At 46.7% G+C, this 18307-nt stretch carries 12 protein-coding genes and 1 pseudogene; 12 read left to right on the top strand and 1 reads right to left on the bottom strand.

Features of this window, described 5'->3' with window-relative positions:
• Positions 1 to 35: 35 nt before the first annotated feature.
• Together AZ66_RS16515 and AZ66_RS16510 are read left to right on the top strand one after the other, a co-directional pair.
• Positions 36 to 893 carry a carbon-nitrogen family hydrolase gene (locus tag AZ66_RS16515; RefSeq protein ID WP_044355835.1) on the top strand — a complete coding sequence of 286 codons (858 nt, stop codon included), beginning with the start codon at positions 36 to 38 and terminating at the stop codon, positions 891 to 893.
• Complete coding sequence (locus tag AZ66_RS16510) at positions 890 to 2851, top strand: glycoside hydrolase family 3 protein (RefSeq protein ID WP_082061618.1); 1962 nt, start codon at positions 890 to 892, stop codon at positions 2849 to 2851. The genes AZ66_RS16515 and AZ66_RS16510 overlap by 4 nt, the downstream gene beginning before the upstream one ends.
• A gap of 43 nt (positions 2852 to 2894) precedes the next feature.
• Here AZ66_RS16510 and AZ66_RS16505 read toward each other — a convergent pair whose 3' ends face one another.
• Positions 2895 to 3860, bottom strand: coding sequence for a LysR family transcriptional regulator (locus AZ66_RS16505; RefSeq protein WP_044355834.1), 966 nt, complete (start codon positions 3858 to 3860; stop codon positions 2895 to 2897).
• A 147-nt stretch (positions 3861 to 4007) separates the two neighbouring features.
• Here AZ66_RS16505 and leuC point away from each other — a divergent pair, with 147 nt between their 5' ends.
• The 10 genes and pseudogenes from leuC to AZ66_RS16455 all read left to right on the top strand — a co-directional run.
• On the top strand, positions 4008 to 5432 hold the full coding sequence (gene leuC, locus AZ66_RS16500; protein ID WP_044355832.1) for a 3-isopropylmalate dehydratase large subunit: 1425 nt from the start codon (positions 4008 to 4010) through the stop codon (positions 5430 to 5432).
• A 14-nt stretch (positions 5433 to 5446) separates the two neighbouring features.
• Positions 5447 to 6058: a 3-isopropylmalate dehydratase small subunit gene (gene leuD, locus AZ66_RS16495; protein WP_044355831.1), complete on the top strand. Its 612-nt coding sequence runs from the start codon at positions 5447 to 5449 to the stop codon at positions 6056 to 6058.
• Between the two features lie 234 nt (positions 6059 to 6292).
• A pseudogene (locus AZ66_RS16490) lies at positions 6293 to 6974 on the top strand (class I SAM-dependent methyltransferase).
• 308 nt (positions 6975 to 7282) lie between these two features.
• Positions 7283 to 8782, top strand: coding sequence for an N-acetylmuramoyl-L-alanine amidase family protein (locus tag AZ66_RS16485; protein ID WP_044355829.1), 1500 nt, complete (start codon positions 7283 to 7285; stop codon positions 8780 to 8782).
• Positions 8783 to 8849: 67 nt separating this feature from the next.
• Positions 8850 to 9476, top strand: coding sequence for a GerMN domain-containing protein (locus AZ66_RS16480; RefSeq protein ID WP_021259147.1), 627 nt, complete (start codon positions 8850 to 8852; stop codon positions 9474 to 9476).
• A gap of 129 nt (positions 9477 to 9605) precedes the next feature.
• Positions 9606 to 12380: an S-layer homology domain-containing protein gene (locus AZ66_RS16475; RefSeq protein WP_044355828.1), complete on the top strand. Its 2775-nt coding sequence runs from the start codon at positions 9606 to 9608 to the stop codon at positions 12378 to 12380.
• Between the two features lie 103 nt (positions 12381 to 12483).
• Positions 12484 to 13179: an endonuclease III gene (gene nth / locus AZ66_RS16470; RefSeq protein ID WP_021259145.1), complete on the top strand. Its 696-nt coding sequence runs from the start codon at positions 12484 to 12486 to the stop codon at positions 13177 to 13179.
• The gene (locus tag AZ66_RS16465) at positions 13179 to 13451 is read left to right on the top strand and encodes a hypothetical protein (protein ID WP_021259144.1); all 273 of its coding nucleotides are present in this window, start codon (positions 13179 to 13181) and stop codon (positions 13449 to 13451) included. The genes nth and AZ66_RS16465 overlap by 1 nt, the downstream gene beginning before the upstream one ends.
• A 108-nt stretch (positions 13452 to 13559) precedes the next feature.
• Positions 13560 to 17474: a dynamin family protein gene (locus AZ66_RS16460; protein ID WP_044355827.1), complete on the top strand. Its 3915-nt coding sequence runs from the start codon at positions 13560 to 13562 to the stop codon at positions 17472 to 17474.
• Positions 17475 to 17760: 286 nt separating this feature from the next.
• Positions 17761 to 18307 (top strand): ABC transporter transmembrane domain-containing protein (locus AZ66_RS16455; RefSeq protein ID WP_044355825.1); only part of this gene is annotated, 547 nt, incomplete at its 3' end.

Raw genomic sequence — 18307 nt, 5'->3', positions numbered from 1 at the left:
GTGCATGCGGAAAGCCGAGAGAAGGAGTGTATACGATGGAACAATTATGGAATGTGTGTGCGATTCAAATGGATGTTGCAATCGGCGAACCGGACAAAAATATGGAGAACGTTATTCAATGGATCGGTAAAGCAATGGAGCGAGAGTCGAAGCCGGATGTCATTGTGCTTCCAGAAATGTGGAATACGGGTTATGCACTTGAGCGGATTCACGAAATAGCAGATGTAAATGGACAGCAGACGAAGCAAATGCTCACGATGCTTGCTGCACGATATGGTGTAAACATTGTAGGTGGTTCCGTATCGGTTCGTGAAGGCGACCAGATCTTCAACCGGGTGTATGCAGCAGATCGTAACGGCGGCATTATTGGCGCCTATGACAAGGTACACTTGTTCCAGTTGATGGATGAACATGTTTATTTATCTTCAGGAAATGCGCTCGGAACGTTTACCCTGGATGGTGTGAAATGTGGGGTTATTATTTGTTATGATCTCCGTTTCCCGGAATGGACCCGAACAATGGCGCTCCAAGGTACAGAAGTCTTATTTGTTCCGGCTGAGTGGCCGCATCCACGGCTTCATCATTGGAAGACGCTGTTGACTGCGAGAGCCATTGAAAATCAAATGTATGTGGTAGCCTGCAATCGAGTCGGTACGAGCAAGGGAGCTTCAGGACAGGAGACGGCTTTCTTCGGACATTCGGCAATTATTGATCCATGGGGAGACACACTTGCTTCATCAGGGGAACAAGAAGCATTTGTGCAGGCGCCAATCTCTCTGTCGCTCGTACAGGAGGTGCGGAGTCGAATTCCTGTCTTCACTGATCGTAGAGAATCGCTTTATCAATCTGCTACAGCTTCCTATGGTTCTGCTCCATTGCTTAATCGTGTATGATGTCGAGAAAAGAGCGGCACAAGCGGGCAGGCACATCTCGTAAACGTCGTCAAGCACGTCTTCTTTTTCTCATTACGGGATGTGCAATAGGTGTGCTCCTTCTAGTCTGGTCTGGATATGGCGCTCATGTGGTAGATTGGGTGCTGGGTACAGATGGGGGTGGTAGAGTTCATCATAAGAGTACGGATGCGACCCGATCGAAGAGTTCGGATTCATCACTTGATCGGAATACTGTTAATGGCTCTGTAGAAGACAACATTCAAGTGGAACAATGGCTGCAATCACTCACCTTAGACGAGAAAATTGGCCAAATGTTTTTGGTTCACTTATCTGCGCTTACTGCTGAGAAGCCTAACCAAGCGCTGTCGAATATCCTTCATGAACTGGCTCCTGGAGGCGTTATTTTATTCAAAGACGACATCAAGACTGTGGGGCAAACGATTGAAGACAATGTCCAAATGCTCCGCTCATCCCGTATCCCACTCTGGATTGGCATAGATCAGGAGGGGGGAGTAGTGAATCGTATCCTGTTCGCTGGCGATTGGAATGGAAATATGGCAATTGCTGCGACTGGACAACCCCAGCTTGCGAAGGAAACGGCTTTTGAAACGGGCAGTCTCATGCAGTTGCTCTCCATCAACCTAAATTTTGCCCCTGTTGCTGATGTAAATGATGATCCGTACAATCCCGTCATCGGACTTCGCTCATTCGGCTCTGAGCCTAAACAGGTGTCTGCGTACGTACGCGCCTATGTACAGGGAGCACATAAAAGCGGCATGCCTGCCATTGTGAAACACTTCCCTGGGCACGGCTCGACACGTACTGATTCACATTTTGGACTACCTCAGTTGACCTATGACTTGAAACGGTTCAAGCAAGTAGAATGGCTGCCCTTTAAGGCAGCCATTGAAGAAGGAGTGGATATGATTATGTCCGCTCACATTCAGGTTCCTCAACTAGATCTGAAGACTACCTCCTCTCAAAAAGATGGTTCACTCATCACGATTCCAGCTACACTATCTTCCCGTGTCCTTACAGATATTTTACGAGATCAATTGCATTTTCAGGGGGCCATTATTACGGATGCATTGAATATGAAGGCGATTGCGGATCATTTTGGTTCGGATGAAGCTGCTGTAATGTCCATCCAAGCAGGTGCAGATGTACTATTGATGCCCCCTAAGCCGCATCAGGCAATAGCTGCGATTCATAAAGCGATAGAAGAGGGAACATTGACCGAGCAGCGCATTGATGAGAGTGTCCGTCGCATCTTGCGCTTGAAGCTGAAGTATAAGGTGACGGATGCGAAGCAGGCTTCTCAATTAAATGTGGAACAAGCGATTGGGAGAGCCCAATCATTTATTGCTTCCAATCAGGTGCAGGGATTAATGAAGCGCATAGCGGAACAGGCTGTTACACGTTGGGGGACAGATTCTATTGCTAATCAGCCCAGTGTGCTGATTACATCCAGTATGAACCAAGTACTTCTGGTCGGTCATGATAGCGTCAGCTTGGAAGCAATGCAGCGTGCATTAGTAGCTGAGGAGATGGGAAGACGAGATGTTGGGGCGAAGGAGAAGGATGCTCATGTAGCAGTTAATAGCAACAAGGTGCGTTCTGTTGAGACGGAAGTTCGAGTGAGTAAGCTTGATGATACAGGCTTAACAGATGCAATCAGAGCCGCTGATGCCGTCGTTATCGTGACAAATGATGTATACCGACAGCCTCGTAGAACCAAACTGCTTGAAAAGCTGGTAGCTCAGCTTGAACAAATAAAGAAGCCTGTTGCAGTTGTTGCAGCAGGACTTCCCTATGATGCTCAGGCTTTGGCTAACATTCCAATCGGCTATGCGATTTATGGGTTAACGGATAGTAATGTGCGGGCAGCAGCACGAGTATTGCTTGGACGCACAGCCGCGTTAGGTCAATTCCCTGTTGCGATTGCAGGATTGCCATAATGCGAATCGACGAGTTGATTCGCACATAGAGAGCGATACGATCTCAGTCTGACTTCTTAGATTGATTCATCATTCTTCCGGCGCGAACTCGTGAGCCGAATCGGGCTGTAATCGTATCTTCCAGTGTCTGCATGAATGCTTCTGCCGCATGGGACATATAGCGGCCTTCCCGATACGCGATAACAAGCGTACGGGAAGGTCTTCCTGTCAGCGGAAGATATAACGGAACAAATTCGCTTCGAGGAGCAGTCGCAATAAATGAAGGAACTAAGGCAACCCCCATACCAGCCGCTACGAGAGACTGGACGGTCTCAATGTTCGTGCTCTCGAATACGACATTCGGGGTAAAACCGGCGTCCTGGCACATTTGTACGGTAATTTGCCTGAATCCTTGACCACGCTTCAAGAGAATGAAGGATTCGTCTCGGAGGTCTGATAAGGACACCTGGCTTGGCTCGGAACATTCGCTATGCTGCTTGGCAAGAGAATGCTGCGGGGGGATTGCAAGCAGAATCTCTTCTTCTATGACAGGTCGATAGGTAAGGGAATCATCCGTTAAGGGCAGAGATAGCAGGCATAGATCATTCTTGCCTTGGGCCGTCATCCGCTCCAGGTTGGACGTCGAAGTATCCTCTACGAGTACCAGATCGATGGCTGGATAGCGTTCATGGAATTGAGGAAGGACATGGGGGAGGATATGGGATCCCGTAATCGGCATTGTCCCGATAACCACCTTTCCCCTCTTCGTTTGGCTGATATCGGCCATTTCGTTCTTCAACTGTTCCATCGCATCGAGCATCTTCTGTGCGCGGTCGACGAATACCTCTCCTGCATGTGTGAGTTCCACTGAATTGGTCGTTCGTTGAAATAAGAGGACGCCAATTTCCTTCTCTAGCTTCGACAACTGCTGGCTTAATGAAGGCTGTGCGATGTGCAGCTTCTCAGCAGCCCGGGAGAAGTTTCTCTCCTGTGCGATTTGGACGGCATAGAGCAGCTGTCTAAATTCCATGTCCGTTCACCCTTCCTCTTCATCACTTATAGGCTTAACCTATTATCTTTATAGATATTATATCTTGGATCAATGAAGAAAGAAATGCTATATTTGGTGGCAAGAGAAATAGAGAGAGAAGCGTAAAATCGCGGAGAGGTGAAGGAAATGACGATAAAGAAGACCATGTACGAGAAGATTTGGGATCGGCACGTCATCGTGCAAGAAGAAGGCAAACCAAGCATTTTATACATTGATTTGCATTTGGTGCACGAGGTAACATCCCCGCAAGCTTTTGAAGGATTGCGCTTGAGCGGCCGCAAGGTAAGACGTCCGGATCTTACATTTGCAACAATGGATCATAATGTACCGACGAAGGATCGGTTCAACATTACAGATCCAATCTCGAAGCAGCAGATCGATACATTATCACAGAACTGTGCAGACTTTGGTGTTACGCTGTTCGACCTAGACAGCATTGATCAAGGCGTGGTGCACGTTATGGGGCCCGAGCTTGGTCTTACTCATCCAGGGAAGACGATTGTCTGTGGGGACAGTCATACATCGACGCACGGTGCATTCGGCGCCCTCGCGTTCGGAATCGGCACAAGCGAAGTTGAGCATGTAATGGCAACACAATGCTTGCAGCAAGTGAAGTCGAAGACGATGGAAGTGCGCTTCGTTGGCAAGCGCAAGCCAGGCGTAACTTCGAAGGATATGATCTTGGGCTTCATTGCGCAGAACGGCACTGATTTTGCAACTGGCTATGTCATTGAATACACAGGCGAATCAATCCGCGAATTGACGATGGAAGAGAGAATGACTGTATGCAATATGTCCATCGAAGCGGGTGCACGTGCTGGTCTAATCGCACCAGACGAGACAACATTCCAATACTTGCGTGATCGTCAGTATGTGCCTCAAGGCGAAGCTTTTGATGCTGCTGTTGCAGAGTGGAAGAGCTATGTAACCGATGAGGGTGCTGCTTATGATGTAGTTGTTGAAGTGGATATGGATCAGCTTATCCCGCAGGTGACTTGGGGAACGAGCCCGGGTATGGGTACCGATATTACGTCGAATGTCCCGAACCCTGCTGATTTTACTACCGAAAATGAACGTAAAGCTGCTGAAAAAGCACTTGAATATATGGATCTGACACCTGGTACGCCGATAACTGAAATTGCTGTCGACTATGTATTTATCGGCTCCTGTACAAATGGCCGTATCGAGGATTTGCGAGCAGCGGCAGAGGTAGCTAGAGGCTACAAGGTGAGCGATAAGGTAACGGCTATCGTCGTTCCAGGCTCTGGCCGGGTTAAGCTTCAGGCGGAGAAAGAAGGTTTGGATCAAGTATTCGTGGAAGCGGGCTTCGAATGGCGTGATGCTGGATGCAGTATGTGCCTTGCTATGAACCCGGATGTGCTCCAGCCAGGACAACGTTGTGCTTCGACTTCCAACCGTAACTTCGAAGGACGTCAAGGACGTGGTGGACGTACGCATTTGGTATCGCCAGCAATGGCAGCAGCAGCGGCAATCAAGGGGCATTTCGTTGATGTGCGCAACTGGGAAATCAAAGCGGAAGTATTGAACTAAGGGAGGAACGAATCATGCAACCATTTACATCATTGAACGGTCTTGTTGCCCCGGTTGATCGGGTCAACGTGGATACAGATGCAATCATTCCTAAGCAATTTTTGAAGCGTATTGAACGGAGCGGATTCGGCCAGTTCTTGTTCTATGAGTGGAGATTCGACGAGGCGGGCAATGTTATTCCTTCCTTCACCTTGAATCAGCCGCAATATGAAGGAGCTTCCGTATTACTGTCCCGTGCGAATTTCGGTTGCGGTTCTTCACGTGAGCATGCACCTTGGGCGATTCTTGACTATGGCTTCCGCTGTGTTATCGCTCCATCATTCGCAGATATTTTCTACAATAACTGCTTCAAGAATGGTATTCTGCCTATTAAGCTGTCAGAAGAGCAGGTTGATGAGCTGTTCCGTCGTGCAGCGGAGAAGGACGGTTATCGTCTGGACGTGAATTTGGAAGAGAAGACAATTACGGATGAATACGGATTGAACTACACTTTCGATTTGGATGAGCATCGTCGTCAATTTTTGCTGCAAGGTCTCGATGATATCGGATTGACGCTGAAGCATGAAGATGCAATTACTGCATACGAAGCTGTGAATGCGGGTCGTGTCGCTTACCCCGTCGTATAAGCACTATTGATATGGAAGGTATAAAATCCCTGGATTCGCTTCGGCGTTCCAGGGATTTTGTTGTATAGGCGTTGAGTAGCGGATTAAGATTTGTAAGTGCATGCAGCACATATCGGACTTATTCCTATTTGAGAAGAAATACATATTGTAAAATAGAAAAGAAAATGGATTTCGGATTTCGTCCATGACAACAACAAATACGATGATGCGAATTTCTTTGCCGCATATGAGAATATGCCCCGTTCTATCCATGGGCTAGAAGGAGCGGGAGAATGGCATGTATTACAGGAACTAATTCCAGATTTGCGCAACAAGAGTGTGCTGGATCTGGGCTGCGGCTTCGGCTGGCATTGTAGATACGCCCGAGAACAGCATGCCGATTCTATAATAGGGGTTGATATATCAGAGAAAATGCTGCAGAAAGCACGTGAATTGACGAATGATTCATCAATCTCCTATTTGCATGCCCATTGAAGACATTCAGTTTGCAGATGAGCAATTTGATGTGGTGATTAGCTCGTTAGCCTTTCATTATATTGAATCGTTCGATATGATTTGTGAAAAAATCTATCAGAGCTTAGAACCAAAGGGCGTATTTCTGTTCTCGGTCGAGCATCCGATCTTCACTTCGCGCAATGAGCAAGATTGGGTGTACGATGAGCAAGGGAATATCCTCCATTAGGCAGTGGATGGGTATCAGGCTGAAGGAAAGCGTGAAACGACCTTCTTAACGGAGGATGTCGTTAAGTATCATCGAACGTTCGCTACGTATATGAGTAACTTGATTGATGCGGGATTTACGATACGTGCAGTGAAGGAGCCGACTCCATCTGAGAAAATGCTTCGAGAAATACCCGGGATGACTGATGAGCTGCGCAGACCCATGTTCTTGATTATTTCTGCTACTAGAAGTTGATATTTTTTAGCGATTGTAGACCGTTTTTCTATTTGCACTTTTTGTATGATCAGGTGCGAAATAGAAAACGGTCTTTTTTTGGTTGTTACGTATCCTGTCAATATTTATGTTCAAATGTGCAATTTTTGTCTTGCCATGTGGGAGTAGGTGATTTACAGTGAAAACAAGGGATATTTTAGCAGGTTTATTTTAGCCAAAAAATGTAGAAACTACGCAACTTTTGTACTTTTTATACGTCTAATAATACGTCCGTTCTTAATAGACAAATAGAATAGTGCGGAACATGACGAAAGGATGTAGAGGTGAAGATGCAGAAAAAACAAAAATTTGCGGTTGGATTGCTATTAATGCTGTTGTGTTTAGTGTTTCCTACGCTGGGACAAGCTGCACCTAATACGAGCTTGTACTTGAATGGAAATTCTTTGGCGATGCCAGAGAATATTTTGATGCTGAACAATTCGGTCATGGTCCCGATTCGCATCGTTTCTGAAGAGTTGGGTTATAAGGTTGATTGGAATCAGAAGGCGAAGACGGTAGCTATAAATGATAATAGCAGAAGCATGAATCTCACCGTCAATCAGAAGACGGCGACAGTTGACAACAAGAGTGTTACACTTGTTGCACCACCGGTTATTAAAGGCGAGACTACACTAGTCCCACTTCGTTTTATCGGCGAGAATATGGGGTTGAAAGTGGATTGGGACAACTCAACCAAATCCGTGTACATGTTCACTTCTGACGAAGTAACGCCCCCAACACCTGATAAAGGCAATGAGGACAAGCCGACAAAGCCGGACAACGGCAATGGAGATAATGGCAGTAATGGTGGAGACCAAGTAAAGCCAGATAACAATACTTCAGTCGTTACGAACTTTTCTTTTGACAATAATCAATTACATATTGCTTTAGATCGTAATGTAAGACCGAGCATTATGACGATGGACAGCCCTAACCGGGTAGTTATTGATTTGCCGAATGCAGTGTTCTCGGACGAGTTCTATGAAAAATATAGTTTCAATAAAGATGGACAAGGGGAATATGTAGTATCAGATTACCCAGATGTTCAGCGCATTCGCTTTGCAATGTTCAGCGATAAGCCGAATACAGCGCGCTTCGTTATTGATTTGAACTACCCGTTGAATGGTGAAGTCACACTGAATGACCAAGGTTTGACGACCATTTCGTTGAATCAAAAGAGTGGAAATGACGGTGGGGACGGCAATGGCGGAACAACGAAACCACCTGTAACGCCCAATAAACCGAATGGTACTTATACCGTTGTTATTGATGCAGGTCATGGAGGTAAGGACTCCGGTGCGCTTAGCTTGACGAAGAAGACGGAAAAGGACTTTACTTTGGCACTTTCCTTGAAAGTCGGAGAGCTGCTTCGTAAAGAAGATAAGATCAATCTTGTCATGACGCGCGAAGACGATTCATTCCCTGAATTATCCGATCGTTCATCGCTTGCGAACAAAATTGGTGCTGATATATTCGTATCGATACATGGCAACAGTGCGAAAAATAGCCCTTCCGTAACAGGTACGGAGACGTTCTATTATCACAAGAGCAGCGAAGCACTTGCCAAGACGTTGCACAAAAATTTATTGAATGGAACGCAATTTAAGGATCGGGGTATCAAATTTGGGGATCTCCATGTCGTTCGAGAAACGAAGATGCCGTCGGCTCTGCTCGAAATTGGCTTTTTGACGAGTACGAATGACGAACCAAAAATGTATGACGACCAGTTCCAATGGCGCGTTGCGGAGAACATTGTCAAAGGAATTAAAGAATATTTGGGCATATCCTGATTCCATAAAAAAATGCAACCTTTGACGATCTGTTGCGTTATGAACGATGTAAAGGAGGTCGTGCTTCATGAAGACACGAAAATGGTGGGCACTTGCTGCCGCAGTTCTATCCATTACAATTATAAGTGCCTGCGGTGCTAAGCCGACAACAAACGGAGCTGCTCAACCTGAGCAGCCAACAGCTGAACAACCTACAACAGAGCAGCCTACAACAGAGCAGCCGAACGAGGAAAAGCCGTCAGACGAGACAACGAAGTCTGAGCAGCCAACAACTGACAAAGGTCAAGAAACGAAGTCTGAAAAGCAAGAAAAGTCGCTTGACGTATTTGTCTCTGATGATCAGTTAATGGAATTGAAGTCATATAAGAAGACGATACAGTTCTCTAATGATGACGAGAAGTATCAATCTGCACTTCAAGCGTTGAAGACGTCTGACAATGATAAAGATATTCCGTTGTGGGAAAAGATCGACTTCAAATCAGTGAAGATGGATAAGGGAACGCTTGTCCTTGACATTCATATTCCGGAAGAGGGCCATCTTGGTGCAGGCGGAGAAGCTTTTGCTTTGGATGCTCTTACTAAAACGTTGTTCCAATTCGATGAAGTAAAGGCAATTGATATTCTGGTAGACGGAAAATCAGATGAAAGCTTGATGGGCCATGTTACGTTGAAACATCCAATTAAGCGTCCATAGTTATCTGCACGAATCATGTAATTAAACATAATAATACCAGTAATTATTCGAGAACAGGGGCAGGAAATGCCCCTGTTCTTGTCGAAAAAGAACATCTTACGAAGAAATATATGTGGAAGGGGATGCATCATGCAATTAAATTCTAAACCGCGTGCACGCAAAGCGCGTGCATTAACAAGTGCGTTATTGGCCGTATCCATGATGCTGACATCTATGCAATTTGCGATGGCAGCTGAATCAAATACCGCTACAAAGACGAATCAAGTTACATCAACTTCGAATACAAGTCCGATATTCAGCGATGTTAAGCTTGGTTATTGGGCAGAAAAACATATACATAAGCTTGCAGCATTGGATATCTTAAAGGGGAATAACGGCAAGTTCCGTCCTGGTGACGATGTAACACAGCAGGAAGCCATTACAATGGCGATTCGCTTTATGGGACTGGAGGGGGAACTTAACGCTGCTGATTCCGTGGCTCTTCCAGCTGATTTCAAGGTCGGCAATTACTTTAAGCCGTATATTGTTCTCGCATTCCAAAAAGGGTTGTTGGATAAAAAAGAAGAAATGGCCAAGCCAGACCCAAAGCAAGCATGGGGCGATCAAAAGGCAACCCGTGAATGGGTGACGAAAATTTTGGTTCGTGCTGTTGGGAAACAAGCAGACGCTGAGCGTGCCGCGAATAAGAAGACGACATTCGCGGACAATAGCAAAATTAGCGCAGCTGCGTTAGGATATGTCAACACTGCAGTTGATCTGGAATTGACTACAGGAATGAGCGGCAACAAATTCGAGCCACAAGGCAAAGTAACGCGTGCGCAGCTTGCAACATTCTTCAGCCGTGGAGAAAAAGTATCCAAGGTGAAGCACGCATCCGAATCATTCGGTTATGTGATGAGCCTAACGGATCAAGAGATTCGCTTGTATACGGAAGAGGGCAAGACAGCGAACTTCCGTCGCGATAAAAACACGATGTACTATAAAGCAGACAGCGAGCAGTCGATCAAAGTCTCCGATATCGGCCTATATATGAAGGTTCGTGTTGTTGGACAATCGGGAAGTGCGACATATGTTGAATTGATCGACGCTGAACCGAAGGTGGAAACTTCAACGGTTAAGCTGAGATATGTTGCTCCATCAGAGAGGAAGCTGTACTTCACGAAGGATGGCTCTGATGCATTGTCTGATTTTGTGTATGACAGCAGCGCAACTGTATTCAAAGATGCCAGCGGCAACACGATTGATCCTTTAAAGCTGATGGCGGACAGTGAGCTTGTCATCAAGCGTGAGACGTTTACGAACGAACGCAAAATTATTGAGATTCAAGTAAAGTCTGGTCCTGTCAACAAATCGGCCAAAGGTTCTATTACTTCTATTGATGTGAAAAATCGTTCCGTGACGATCAAGAACGAACAAGGTGAGAGCGAAACCTACACGGTTGTGGAGGGAGCTTACGTTCGGTATAAGGATCAATTGTTGTCAGGTCTTAGCAGCATCAAGCAAAATGACACCGTCAATTATACGGTGAAAAATAGCGTCGTAACTGAAATCGAATTAACGAATGCCCAACAAGTAACTATTTCTGGAACGTTGTACGAAAAAGGCGCGACAAAAACAAGCATCACGATCCGAAAAGAAAACAATGAACTCGTAGCGAAGCTGCTTGCACGCGATGTGAAGATCGAAATCGACGGAATGAATAATCCTACGTTCGACGATATTGTCGCAGGCGAATACGGAGATCGCGTCGAGCTTGCGATGAACAGCGAAGATCAGGTTACCAACATTAAAGTAATGAATCGGAAAGCCGAGATGCTGATCGGAGCTACGGTTTCGGACTATGATAGAACGAACAACTTGTTGATGGTGGTGGATGAGCGTAAAGAGCCGTACGTTTTCAAGCTGACCAATGAAACGCGTTTTGAGAACAACGGAGTGAAGGTTGCAGTTGATGATATCGCTAGTCAGTTGAAAGATGGAAAACGTAAAGTTAATATTCAATATACAGCCAAAAATGCGCTCCTCGTGCAGTTTGTCAACAAGTTCGAAGGAACATTTGTCTTTGCAAGCTCGACCGCTAAGACGGTTACGATGAAGCTTGCCAATGGGCAGACGGTTACGCTTCCTTATAAGAGCAATACGCTTAGTGTTGAAAAATATGGAAAGAGCGGAGCAACATTGAATGATGTGAATAATGGTGATACAATTGTAGCCTACTTCACAGAAGATCAGTCTTCAGTAACATCTCTTGCCGTTCGTCAAACCTTGCAGTTCGAGATCGCATCTCGTGATGCGGAGAAGTATCGTTTGCGCCTGCGCTCCAACGGATCAACGATCGAGGACTTCAATGTAGGCAGTGCGGCAATCTATGATCTGAACAATAAAAAGATCAAGATTGCTGACTTGAAGGATAATGACTATGTCAACGTTGTAATGGACGGACGTTCTGTCGTGGAAGTGCGTCAAGTTCAAGTTACTTATGGTCGTGTAGAGTCTGTGGATACGAACAACGGCACGATTCGAGTACGTGACAATGCTGGCTCCTTATCTGTGCATCAAGTTGGCAAGAACGCGCAAATTCAGGTGGATAATTCTTCTTCTACATCGAATTTGAGCGCTTTGAAAGAAGGAGACCGCGTAGAGATGCGCAAGGATACAAGCGATCTTGCAGTTGTGAAGCTGATCAGCGGAATGAAGCGCAGCTTCTGGCGTTATAATTCAAGTACGGATGAATTGTATGTAAAACGCACGATGGCTGAAAACAATTATATATTCAAAGTTCATCCGAATGCATTTATTCATTCGAAGGGCGAGAAAACCAGCCTGTCTTCCATTAAAGAAGATACCGATATTATGTTGTATATCATTAAGGATCAGGTTGTTGAAATCGAGAAATTGTCTTAAACTACGATTAGGTTCATTTCGAACCGTCTCACCTTAGCGGGTGAGACGGTTTTTAGATGGAAATAGTCAAGCAGAATGGATAGAAAGGTGAGGTGACTTCCAGATGGCAACAAGTGCCCGCGTCCGACATATTCTCGATACGATTGGTCAGATGTTCCCTGACGCGCATTGCGAGTTGACTCACTCCAATCCGTTCGAATTGACAATTGCAGTCCTGTTGTCAGCGCAGTGCACGGACGAGACGGTGAACAAAGTAACAGCTACGCTGTTCCAGAAATATAAAACACCAGAAGACTATCTAGCAGTTCCGCTTGAAGAGCTGGAGTCAGATATTCGGCGCATTGGCTTATTCCGCAACAAGGCCAAAAATATTCAAAAACTATGCCGCATGCTCATTGATAAATATGAGGGTGAAGTGCCAAGGGAGCATGCTCAGCTAACAGAGCTTCCTGGTGTCGGCAGAAAGACGGCCAATGTGGTCGTCTCCAACGCCTTCGGTGTTCCTGCAATGGCAGTGGACACACATGTCGAGCGTGTCTCCAAGCGCTTGCGACTTGCCAACGAAGACGATAGTGTGTTGGAAGTGGAGAAAAAGCTGATGCGTAAAATTCCTCGTGAGGAATGGACAGATACGCACCACCGGTTAATCTTTTTTGGACGTTATCATTGCAAAGCGCAATCCCCCAAATGTGACATTTGTCCGCTGTTAGATAGCTGTCAAGAGGGTAAAATACGTATGAAAGCGACCAAACCTAGAAAGACTGGAAACTATAAGAACGTGGATGGGAGTCGGTCGTGATGAAATGTATTTCGGTATACACGAATGATTTTGAACAATTCTCTAATATTTATGAAAAGATTATGCAAACACCTCTGCAAGAGGATGAAGAACGTGAAATTGACGGCGTTACGGTATATGCAGCCGGACAAGTTCCTGATCAGTATGTGGAACGTATGCGTCAAAAACGTGATGTTGTCGTAATGCGCGTGAAAGATTCAGGCATTACTATTTTACAGCGCGGAGAACAATTCGAAATCATTCTCCCCGAACAGCAAAATATGGTACACTAGAAACCGAGTATAAGGCAAAAAGAGGAAGCCGATTACTCGGTTTTTTCTATGCGCAAATATAACGAATATTCGTGTTCCGTTAGGATAGAATCGGTGAGGGAGACGTGAATGGAGAAGATGAATGCGAGGTTGCACACCAATTCGGCCATTGTGGAAAGAGATAGCGATGAACTCGGAAAATGGCTGAAGCATACAGCGGATCAGATGCGGCATAGGGGAGATGTGCAGCACGCCGAGAAGATGCTGGAGCTGGCGAATAAGTGGCAGGAAGCGATTGTGATGGTAACGTTTTGTGGACACTTTTCGGCAGGCAAATCAAGTGTAATTAATGCATTATGCGGCAAGCAGCTGCTTCCATCGAGTCCGATTCCAACCAGTGCGAACGTGGTTACGCTCCGCTACGGTGAGCGTCATGCCCGGGTTCTACGCAGATCTGAACAAGATGGAACGGTTCTTGAAGAGCCTGTGCAATTCGAGCAGCTAGATGATGTGTGCCGTGATGGTGCTGGTATAGAACGTGTCGTTCTCTTTGATGAAATTGATTGGATGAAGCAAGGCGTTGCTCTGCTGGATACACCCGGAGTAGATTCTACAGATGCAGCACATCGAGCAGCTACGGAGGAAGCCATGCATCTGGCTGATATTGTGTTCTATGTGACGGACTATAATCACGTCCAGTCGGAGACGAACTTCGCATTCGCGAAGGAGGTTGCAGATGCAGGTAAGCCGCTTATCTGGATTGTGAATCAAATTGACAAGCACCGGGAGCAGGAGCTTACCTTCGAATCGTATCAGAGCGATGTCCGAAGTGCACTTGATGCATGGCAGTTGAAGCCCGAAGGCGTATTCTACATCTCTGTAAGGCAGCCAGAACATCCATTGAATGAATGGAATGCATTAGAAGCGTATGTTCGCCAGACGGCGCGAGAACGGCTGCCGCTCGTTCGATATGGTATCTTACGTGCGGCACGTGAGCTCGTGTCCGCCCATGCAAAGGTTTTAAAGGAGCCGTTTGTAAGTAAACGTGAACAGCTAGTGGAACGTATAGGCGACGAAGCCTCATTGGCTGCGTGGAAGGAACAGCTGCATCTAACGGAACAGCGCATTGCAGAGCTTACAGCTCGGGAGCAGGAAGTAAATGCATCGTTCCAGAAGCAAGTGCAGCAGCTGCTTAGTAATGCGAATGTTACGCCTGCAGTAATGCGTGAACAGGCGCAGCGATATTTAGAATCCCGAAAGCCTGGCTTCAAGGTCGGTTTCTTATTCTCCAGTGCGAAGACAGACAATGAACGTACGCAACGTCTGCAGTCCTTCACATCCATCTGGAAGGAAGGGCTGCGGGCAAATGTTGAGGTTCATCTCATCCAAATGATTCGCTCGCTGGCTGAAGAGGTAGGAGCAAACGAGCAGGAGGCATCGGCTGAGATGGAGCAAGCCATGCCTGATCTAGGTGATTCCTGGCTTGCTGATTCGGTGTCAGAGGGAGCGAGCGGTTCACCTGAGTATACCTTGAATTATTGCAGATCAATAGCTGATGAAGCACGCGCGATGCTGCGTAGAGCCGCTTTGACAGTGGCAGAGCCATTACTAGAGATCAAGCTCCGTCAATATCGTGAAGAGCTTACGCGGGCAGAATCTAAGCTTGCTTCCATGAGCGAGCTCTCCCTCGAGTTCTCGGAAGTGGAGAATCGCCTACAAGCTACTACAGGGATCGAATCGGAATTGGTTCGAGCCATACAATTATGGCTGCCTGCTGATAAGCTGGAATGTGGCTGGATCGGTCTTCTTCCCGATATTCACAGCTTGAAGCAGGAAGCAAACAGCAAGGAGGAGGTAGTAGACCAGCAGCATGCTGCAGAGGCCAGGAACCAGGAACGCGTTCACAATGCTCCGGCCGGTAATGGCATAATTGATCACGTACAGCAGAGACGTTCAGATAAGCAGGCAATCGTTGAATCATGGTTGGAGTTGTCTACAGAGGCTGATGGGCTCGGGACAAGCGGCGATCTGGATAGACATGCCCAAGATCAATCTTTTGTAAAAGACTCTGAGCGCAATCTTATTGCTCATGGGTCAACTCCTAGTGGAACAGAACAGCGGTCAGAGGCTGCTGCTCCTAGCCAAGTTCGGGGCAAGCTGGTCCATACAGCTCAGAAGCTGGAGCAAGCAGCAGGCGTGCTTGAACGGCTGGAATCGATGAAGATGCTTGCAGCAGAGATGCGGGAGAAGGCGAAGCGGCTCGACGAGAATCGCTTTACGGTTGCCTTGTTCGGTGCGTTCAGTGCAGGCAAATCATCGTTCGCGAACGCCCTTATCGGGCAAGATGCACTGCCAGTATCACCCAACCCGACAACAGCCGCAATTAATACGATCGAGGCAGCGACAGATAAGCATCCGCATGGCACGGCTCGCGTAACAATGAAGCGCCAAGCGAAGCTGCTTGATGACCTTCGCTATGCACTAGAGACCTTGGGCGAGCCTAATGCATCTACCATGGATATGGATGAAGTGCTCCATTCGCTTGCGCGAATTCGTCCAGAGACAATTCATCCGTCTGGGCGGCCATATTATCGATTCATTCAGGCTGTGGATCGTGGGATAGATGAGGCTCGAGGCCTATTAGGTCAGGAGCTAATGGTTGATGAGGCACAGTATCGCTTATTCGTGAGTGATGAATCAAGATCAGCGTTCGTAGAGCGCATTGATTTGTTCATAGACAGTGAGCTGACGAGACAAGGCTTCGTATTCGTAGATACTCCGGGTGCGGATTCCATTAACGCGAGGCACACGGGTGTTGCATTTGAATACATGAAGCAGGCGGATATCATATTGTTCGTGACGTACTATAACCATGCCTTCTCCCAAGCTGATCGACAGTTCCTTACGCAGCTGGGCCGGGTGAAGGATGCCTTTGAACTTGATAAAATGTTCTTTGTGGTCAATGCATCTGACCTTGCTGCCTCACCTGAAGAGCTGTCAAGTGTACTGGATTATGTGGAGGATCGCCTGCGCGAATTCGGTGTGCGCAGTCCGCGGCTATTTCCGATTTCGAGCTTGCAGGCATTGGAGGGCAAGCAGCAAGCGCAGAAGGACAAGATTAGAACGTCGGGTATTGGTGAGTTTGAGCAGTCATTCCTAGAGTTCGCAGGCAATGAGTTGACTCAGCTCAGTATTCATTCGGCTCACAATAGTCTGGATAGGGCAGCAAGACAGCTGAAGGCGATGTGGGATGCCTCACATGCCGATGCAGCGGAGCGTGAACGGGAAGTCATTCGTTATCAAGCATTGGCCGAACAAGCGCGTCGCAGCTGCACGGAGTGGCTGGAGCGTGATGAATCAAGCCTATTCCAGCAGGAAGCAGATGAATTGCTCTACCATGTGGGTCAACGATTGCAATTCCGCTTCGGTGATATGTTCTCTCACGCCTTCAATCCGGCCTCCCTGCGCAGAGATGATCGGGATATAGATAGTGCGCTGCAGCGCTGTTATGTGGAATGGATTCGCCTATTTAGCAAAGAGCTTGCGAATGAACTGTATGCAACCTCATTGCGGATGGAACAAGGAGCCAAGAAGCTCGTAATAAGCTATCACGATCGCCTGCAGCTATCCATAATGGAGCAGCTGCCCGGGTACTCACCGGCTGATGTGGATATGGGGGCTTGGCCAACGCCAGAGGTATCAGGTGAGCTTGACTTGCCGAATGTAACAACGAGGTGGATTCGTGGTTATTTCCGCAATAGTAAGACCTTTTTCGAAGGCAGCGGTCGCAGCGAGCTTAGACAGGCGCTAGAGCTGCAGGCGATGCAGGCGGTTAAGCGGGTAACAGAAGCTCATCGGGAACAATTTATCGAACATATCCTCACTCACTATAATAAGGTCATTCAAAAGTCCTACAAGGAGCTGTCAGACGCATTGGATCTATATATGGAAAGATTGAACAATGCACTGCATGCAAATGTGGATGAAGAATTGCTTCAAGCTGTGATGAGTACTTTGGAAGAGGTTATTACGACAGATTCATAAAAGCATCCAAGTGAAGAGATGAATTCACACGGAATCGATATCAAAACCGTATAAATTGCGTTCAAACGCTTACTGGGCATATGCTCGGTAAGCGTTCTTTGTTGAATAATGAACGACAAGTCAGTAAATCAGACGATTTAAAAGAAATGAATGGATATGTTACCGCAAAGCTCGGAAAAATCGGGCACAAACGGCATTATGATGAAATTGGCGTTTTGCTGTTGTGTTTTCATGATGATAAACTGCATTACATCTCACGAGAACGTAGAAAAGGGGAGGAGAAATCATGAACGTCTTCAAGCGGCTAAGCACTTTTTACTGGCCGAAAAAAGGCTACCTAATCGTATCTATACTTTGCTTGATGGCGGCAACAGCGCTCGGATTGGTATATCCCAATATGCTGCGCATCTTGATTGACGACGTCATAGCAAAAGAACGATTCGATTGGGTGCCTTGGCTGTCATTGACGGTGGTCGTCGTTGTCAGCATCAAAGGCACCCTCACATTTTTACACGGCTATTTTGGCGGTCGTCTAGGCAACTATGTTGCCTACGAAATGAGAAATGCCTGCTATCGCAAGCTGCAATTCCTTTCATTCCGTTACTATGACAAGGCAAGAACAGGGGATTTGATGTCCCGCTTGACTGCAGATCTTGAAGGGATACGCAACTTTGTTGGGTTCGGCTTCGCACAAATTTTGAATATGGTGCTGATGGTTCTATTTGGCGCGGGAATGATGTTCTCAATTGATTGGAAGTTAACGCTAACAACGCTTATCCCAATACCTCTGTTAATTCTAGTCGCGCTTCGGTTCGAATCCAAGATACATCCGG

The sequence above is a fragment of the Paenibacillus sp. E194 genome, from assembly GCF_000935845.1.
Lineage (GTDB): Bacteria > Bacillota > Bacilli > Paenibacillales > Paenibacillaceae > Paenibacillus_B > Paenibacillus_B alvei_B.
Note: the sequence above shows the minus strand (reverse complement) of the source record. Positions and strands in the feature narration are given on the sequence as shown.

Coding starts and splice junctions, on each gene's coding strand:
- AZ66_RS16515 (WP_044355835.1), top strand. CDS start 36: ATGGAACAATTATGGAATGTGTGTGCGATTCAAATGGATGTTGCAATC.
- AZ66_RS16510 (WP_082061618.1), top strand. CDS start 890: ATGATGTCGAGAAAAGAGCGGCACAAGCGGGCAGGCACATCTCGTAAA.
- AZ66_RS16505 (WP_044355834.1), bottom strand. CDS start 3,860: ATGGAATTTAGACAGCTGCTCTATGCCGTCCAAATCGCACAGGAGAGA.
- leuC (WP_044355832.1), top strand. CDS start 4,008: ATGACGATAAAGAAGACCATGTACGAGAAGATTTGGGATCGGCACGTC.
- leuD (WP_044355831.1), top strand. CDS start 5,447: ATGCAACCATTTACATCATTGAACGGTCTTGTTGCCCCGGTTGATCGG.
- AZ66_RS16485 (WP_044355829.1), top strand. CDS start 7,283: ATGCAGAAAAAACAAAAATTTGCGGTTGGATTGCTATTAATGCTGTTG.
- AZ66_RS16480 (WP_021259147.1), top strand. CDS start 8,850: ATGAAGACACGAAAATGGTGGGCACTTGCTGCCGCAGTTCTATCCATT.
- AZ66_RS16475 (WP_044355828.1), top strand. CDS start 9,606: ATGCAATTAAATTCTAAACCGCGTGCACGCAAAGCGCGTGCATTAACA.
- nth (WP_021259145.1), top strand. CDS start 12,484: ATGGCAACAAGTGCCCGCGTCCGACATATTCTCGATACGATTGGTCAG.
- AZ66_RS16465 (WP_021259144.1), top strand. CDS start 13,179: ATGAAATGTATTTCGGTATACACGAATGATTTTGAACAATTCTCTAAT.
- AZ66_RS16460 (WP_044355827.1), top strand. CDS start 13,560: ATGGAGAAGATGAATGCGAGGTTGCACACCAATTCGGCCATTGTGGAA.